The following is a 4,845-nucleotide window of genomic DNA, read 5'->3' on the forward strand; positions in this document are numbered from 1 at the left end:
CCGCCCATGCCCTTCACCAGCTTGCCGGGAATCATCCAGTTGGCGATGTCGCCGTTCTGGGCCACCTCCATCGCGCCCAGGATCGACAGGTTGATATGGCCCCCGCGGATCATGGCGAAGCTGTCGGCGCTGCTGAAATAGCTGCTTTCCGGGATCTCGGTGATCGTCTGCTTGCCAGCGTTGATCAGGTCGGGGTCTTCCTCGCCCTCGTAGGGGAAGGGGCCCATGCCGAGCATGCCGTTCTCGGACTGCAGCGTGACCTCCATGCCCTGGGGGATGTAGTTGGCCACCAGGGTCGGAATGCCGATGCCCAGGTTCACATAGAAGCCGTCCTGAAGCTCCTTGGCGGCGCGTTCGGCGAGCTGTTCACGGGTTCGGGGCATTATGCGGCGCTCCTCTGACGGACGGTGCGCTGTTCGATGCGCTTTTCGGAGACGGTCTGGATCAGGCGGTCGACGTAGATGCCCGGAGTATGGATGTGGTCGGGGTCGAGCGAGCCGGTGGGCACGATCTCCTCGACCTCCACCACCGTGACCTTGCCGGCCGTGGCCATCATCGGGTTGAAGTTGCGGGCGGTCTTGCGGAAGACCAGGTTGCCGCGCTCGTCGGCCTTCCAGGCCTTGACGATCGACAGGTCGGCGACCAGGCCGGTTTCCATGACGTAGTCGCGGCCGTCGAAGGTGCGCACTTCCTTGCCCTCGGCGACCAGGGTGCCGACGCCGGTGGCGGTGAAGAAGGCGGGGATGCCCGCGCCGCCCGCCCGGATGCGCTCGGCCAGGGTGCCCTGGGGGTTGAATTCCAGCTCCAGCTCGCCGGCCAGATACTGTCGCTCGAACTCCTTGTTCTCGCCGACGTAGGACGAGATCATCTTGGCGATCTGGCGGCTCTCCAGCAGCTGACCCAGGCCGAAGCCGTCGACGCCGGCGTTGTTGGAGATGACGGTCAGGCCCTTGACGCCCGAGGCCTTGAGGCCCGCGATCAGGTTCTCGGGGATGCCGCACAGGCCGAAGCCGCCCGACATGACGGTCATGCCGTCGAAGGTCAGGCCTTCAAGCGCGGACGTGACGTCAGCGTAAATCTTGCGCATCGCTCTCCCTCTTTTCATCGCCTGATGAATATCGGCGTGTTGGGCCACGCCTACCCCGGCTTCGGAGGCGGAGCAAGTCGGCGATCACGCGACATTTCAGACGGTCGGCGCGAAAAACACCGTCTGAATAGTCTGAATAGTCTGAAATCCGATCCTGTGAGCGCGCCCCGAACCGGGAGATGGGGCGCGGACGAGGCTTGGCAAGGCGCCCGGAGGCCGAACGAAAAAGGCCCGGACGATCATCCGGGCCTTTCGAGGATCAGTTGACCGTCGCCTTGACGATCTTGCCCGGATTGCGGGGCGGTTCGCCCTTGGGCAGGGCGTCGACGTGTTCCATGCCGGATTCGACCTGGCCCCAGACCGTGTACTGGCGGTCCAGGAAGGTGGCGTCGTCGAAGCAGATGAAGAACTGCGAGTTGGCGCTGTTCGGGTCCGAGGTGCGGGCCATGGAGCAGACGCCGCGCACGTGCGGCTCGGCCGAGAATTCGGCCTTCAGGTTCGGCTTCTTGGAACCCGAGGTGCCGGTGCCGGTCGGATCGCCGCCCTGGGCCATGAAGCCGGGAATGACGCGGTGGAAGACGACGCCGTCGTAAAAGCCTTCCGAGGCCAGTTCGGTGATGCGTTCGACGTGGCCGGGGGCCAGGTCGGGGCGCAGCTTGATGACCACGTCGCGGGCTTCGCCGTCGCCGGTGTCCAGGGTGAAGGTCAGGGTGTCGGCCATTTCGGTCGTCCTCTTGGTGTTGTTGTGGCGCGGTCATAGCCCGCAACGCCGGTCGGGGCTATGTGGGAACGATGAGCGACGACGAAAAGCCCCAGGACCCCAAGGCGGGGGAACGCAGACGGATGGTGCGCCCGCCCACGGGCGGCACGGCCGCCGGGCGCGGCATGGGCCAGAAGATGAAGACGGCGGACACCAAGTCGATGTCCAGCCAGCAATGGATCAAGCGCCAGCTGTCGGACAAGTGGTCCGAGAAGGCGCGCGCCGAGGGCTGGCGCAGCCGCGCGGCCTTCAAGCTGATCGAGATCGACGACAAGTTCCGGCTGATCCGGCGTGGGTCGCGGGTCATCGACCTGGGCGCGGCGCCGGGCGGCTGGGTCCAGGTGGCGCTGGACCGGGGCGCGGCGGCCGTGGCGGGGGTGGACCTGCTGATGATCGAGCCGATCCCCGGCGCCACCCTGCTGCAGGCCGACTTCACCCATCCGGGCGTGGATCAACAGTTGATCGAGGCGATCGGCGGGCCGCCGGACCTGGTGCTGTCGGACATGGCGCACAATACGGTGGGGCACCGGCAGACGGACCACCTGAAGATCATCGCCCTGATCGAGATCGCCGCGGACTTCGCCATCCGCACCCTGCGGCCGGGCGGCGCCTTCGTGTCCAAGAACTTCCAGGGCGGGGACGCCGGGGGGGTGCTGACGCGACTGCGCGAGGAGTTCGAGACGGTGAAGTACGTCAAGCCGGCCTCCAGCCGAAAGGACAGCGCCGAAGTCTTCCTGGTGGCGCTGAACAAGAAATAGCGCTTAAGCGTCTGATATTTCCGAGGAGATAAAGGTCAGTTCCCCGTTTTCTTGTACAAGGGCTATCTCGATTCCTGCTGCGTTGCACCGGTTGCACAACCTACGTGCTAGACGTTCGGCTTCTGCCGTGTATGGCCTGGCGGCGATTTGTCTTGATCCGTTATTTTCAAGAACCATGAGTTGACCAATAAGTTCTGATAGCCCGCTCCGAGTTTTTGACAGTACACCGCCATGACGGCTGTTTATTGTTCCCCCCTTACACTCCGCAATAAATTCTCTATCGCCCACGGTGGCGCATACATCGCCAAGTCCTGACTTTGGGAATACGGTGATAGTATCGCTTTTCCTGTTATATATTCCGCCGTATTTTGTCTTGCCCGTCGGTGCGGTTTTCTCGAATCCCATAACGCTTAGGTGGCCAGAAATATCGAACTGCTTTGCGTGCTCCCCATCAGGGTGAATTCGAACATCGCCAGCCTGGCCAAGACGATGTTGGAGACCAATGAAATGATGAGCGACTGCCATCATGACCGCCGCTTCGGTCATGCGACGTTCGACCCCGCCAGTCGCTTTCGCTGCGCGTTTCTCAGTCGATAGGTGGTCGAAAACGTACATCTCAACCTCAGCTTGCTTGGTGCACTCTGAGGTTGAGCTTGTGCTGCTTACGCTTGGGTTAACGTCGGCCTCACTGACCTCCGGGCCTCGATACGCGACCAGATGCGGTCGTGGAGGGTGAAGAACACCGTCTGCACCAGGGGCTCGATCACGCCGATGGCCAGGGCGGTGCGCAGACTGCCGGTCAGGACGAAGGCCACGGTCACCGCCACGGTGAAGTGCATCAGCCCGTAGGTGACGGTCTTCAGCGCGATCTGTTTCAGCGAGCGGGGCAGGGCGTGGGAATGGCCGTGATGGTGGCGCCCGTCTTCGCGCCCGTAGCCATGGTTGTCGTGAACGCGGGCCTGTTCCTCGGGCGACATGATGTCCAGACGGGCGGAGAAGGCCTCGGCGGCCTCTTCCATGCCTGAGGCCATGCGGCGGCGCTCGACCCGGTGCCAGACACGGTCATGGATCGAATAGGCGATGGTCTGGAAGAAGGGCTCCACGACGCCGACCGCCAGGGCGAGGCGCCAATCGCGGGTGATGGCGAAGGCCACCAATATGGCCACGACCAGGTGCATGACGCCGTAGCTGGCGATCTTCAACGCCAGTTTGCGCGCGGTGTTCAGGATCAGGCCGACCATGATGGGAAAATGATGTCGCCCGCCCGTAGTTGCAAAGCAAAAAATTCTATCTGGATCATAGGCGCGGGCGACGGTTCCGGTCGCATCCTGTCGCCAAGCGTGATCGGCCGAATGCCGCGATGCAGCATCGCGCCCCTTGCCGTGGCGCCCCGCATCCCGTTATACGCGGCCCGCAAAACGGAGACTCCCCATGGAGATACGCGAAGGACTGACCTTCGACGATGTTTTGCTGGAACCCGGCGCATCCGAGTTCATGCCGGCGATGGTCGATGTCTCGACCCAGCTGACGCGCGACATCAAACTGAACATCCCGTTGCTGTCGTCCGCCATGGACACGGTGACGGAAAGCCGCCTGGCCATCGCCATGGCCCAGTCCGGCGGACTGGGCGTTCTGCACCGGAACATGACCATCGAGGAGCAGGCCGACGAGGTCCGCGCCGTCAAACGCTATGAGAGCGGCATGGTCGTCAATCCGGTGACGGTCGGCCCGCAGACGACCCTGGGCGAAGTGCGCGAGATCGTGGCGCGCAAGAAGATCACCGGCTTCCCGGTGGTCGATCCCAAGTCGGGCAAGCTGGTAGGGATGCTGACCCATCGCGACATGCGCTTCGAGAGCGACCTGAACGTCACCGCCGCCTCTCTGATGACCACGGGCGACCTGATCACGGTCCGCGAAGGCGCCAGCCGCGACGAAGCGCGCGAGTTGCTGAAGACCCGCAAGATCGAACGCGTCATCGTGGTGGACGAGGATTATCGGGCCGTCGGCCTGATCACCATGAAGGATATCCAGAAGGCGCAGGCCTTCCCCAATGCCTGCAAGGACGAGCAGGGTCGCCTGCGCGTCGGCGCCGCCTCGACCGTCGGCGACGCCGTGGGGCAAGCCAAGGCGGCGTTCCAGCGCACGGGCGCGGACGTGGTGGTGGGCTTCGGCGGCTATCCGTCGGCGCCGGCCCTGCTGGCGGCCGTGACGACGCGCCGCCCGACCGTGATCCATGAGCA

The 4,845-nt window shown here is 64.0% G+C and carries 7 protein-coding genes; 2 read left to right on the forward strand and 5 right to left on the reverse strand.

Annotation, left to right across the window (positions count from 1 at the left end):
• The 3 genes from B2U11_RS05875 to B2U11_RS05885 all read right to left on the reverse strand — a co-directional run.
• Positions 1 to 383, reverse strand: a 383-nt coding sequence (locus B2U11_RS05875; RefSeq protein WP_292070555.1) for a CoA-transferase, incomplete at its 3' end; no start/stop codon positions are given.
• Entirely contained in the window at positions 383 to 1,087 is a 705-nt protein-coding gene (locus tag B2U11_RS05880; RefSeq protein WP_201216903.1) for a CoA transferase subunit A, read from the reverse strand. The genes B2U11_RS05880 and B2U11_RS05875, both read right to left, overlap by 1 nt.
• A gap of 259 nt (positions 1,088 to 1,346) precedes the next feature.
• Positions 1,347 to 1,808 carry a peptidylprolyl isomerase gene (locus B2U11_RS05885; protein WP_201216905.1) on the reverse strand — a complete coding sequence of 154 codons (462 nt, stop codon included), beginning with the start codon at positions 1,806 to 1,808 and terminating at the stop codon, positions 1,347 to 1,349.
• A gap of 71 nt (positions 1,809 to 1,879) precedes the next feature.
• Between B2U11_RS05885 and B2U11_RS05890 the strand changes: the two genes are divergently transcribed.
• Complete coding sequence (locus B2U11_RS05890; RefSeq protein ID WP_292070556.1) at positions 1,880 to 2,605, forward strand: RlmE family RNA methyltransferase; 726 nt, start codon at positions 1,880 to 1,882, stop codon at positions 2,603 to 2,605.
• 3 nt (positions 2,606 to 2,608) lie between these two features.
• Here B2U11_RS05890 and B2U11_RS05895 read toward each other — a convergent pair whose 3' ends face one another.
• Positions 2,609 to 3,220, reverse strand: coding sequence for a hypothetical protein (locus tag B2U11_RS05895; protein WP_292070557.1), 612 nt, complete (start codon positions 3,218 to 3,220; stop codon positions 2,609 to 2,611).
• Positions 3,221 to 3,267: 47 nt separating this feature from the next.
• Positions 3,268 to 3,846: a DUF2061 domain-containing protein gene (locus B2U11_RS05900; RefSeq protein WP_292070558.1), complete on the reverse strand. Its 579-nt coding sequence runs from the start codon at positions 3,844 to 3,846 to the stop codon at positions 3,268 to 3,270.
• A gap of 190 nt (positions 3,847 to 4,036) precedes the next feature.
• Between B2U11_RS05900 and B2U11_RS05905 the strand changes: the two genes are divergently transcribed.
• A partial coding sequence (locus B2U11_RS05905; protein ID WP_292070559.1) for an IMP dehydrogenase occupies positions 4,037 to 4,845 on the forward strand: 809 nt, incomplete at its 3' end.

It is taken from the genome of Brevundimonas sp. UBA7534 (genome assembly GCF_002479325.1).
Taxonomy (GTDB): Bacteria; Pseudomonadota; Alphaproteobacteria; order Caulobacterales; family Caulobacteraceae; genus Brevundimonas.

What these genes read in the sequence shown, in the direction of transcription:
- B2U11_RS05880 (WP_201216903.1), bottom strand. Translation starts at nt 1,087, where the DNA reads ATGCGCAAGATTTACGCTGACGTCACGTCCGCGCTTGAAGGCCTGACC.
- B2U11_RS05890 (WP_292070556.1), top strand. Translation starts at nt 1,880, where the DNA reads ATGAGCGACGACGAAAAGCCCCAGGACCCCAAGGCGGGGGAACGCAGA.
- B2U11_RS05885 (WP_201216905.1), bottom strand. Translation starts at nt 1,808, where the DNA reads ATGGCCGACACCCTGACCTTCACCCTGGACACCGGCGACGGCGAAGCC.
- B2U11_RS05895 (WP_292070557.1), bottom strand. Translation starts at nt 3,220, where the DNA reads ATGTACGTTTTCGACCACCTATCGACTGAGAAACGCGCAGCGAAAGCG.
- B2U11_RS05900 (WP_292070558.1), bottom strand. Translation starts at nt 3,846, where the DNA reads ATGGTCGGCCTGATCCTGAACACCGCGCGCAAACTGGCGTTGAAGATC.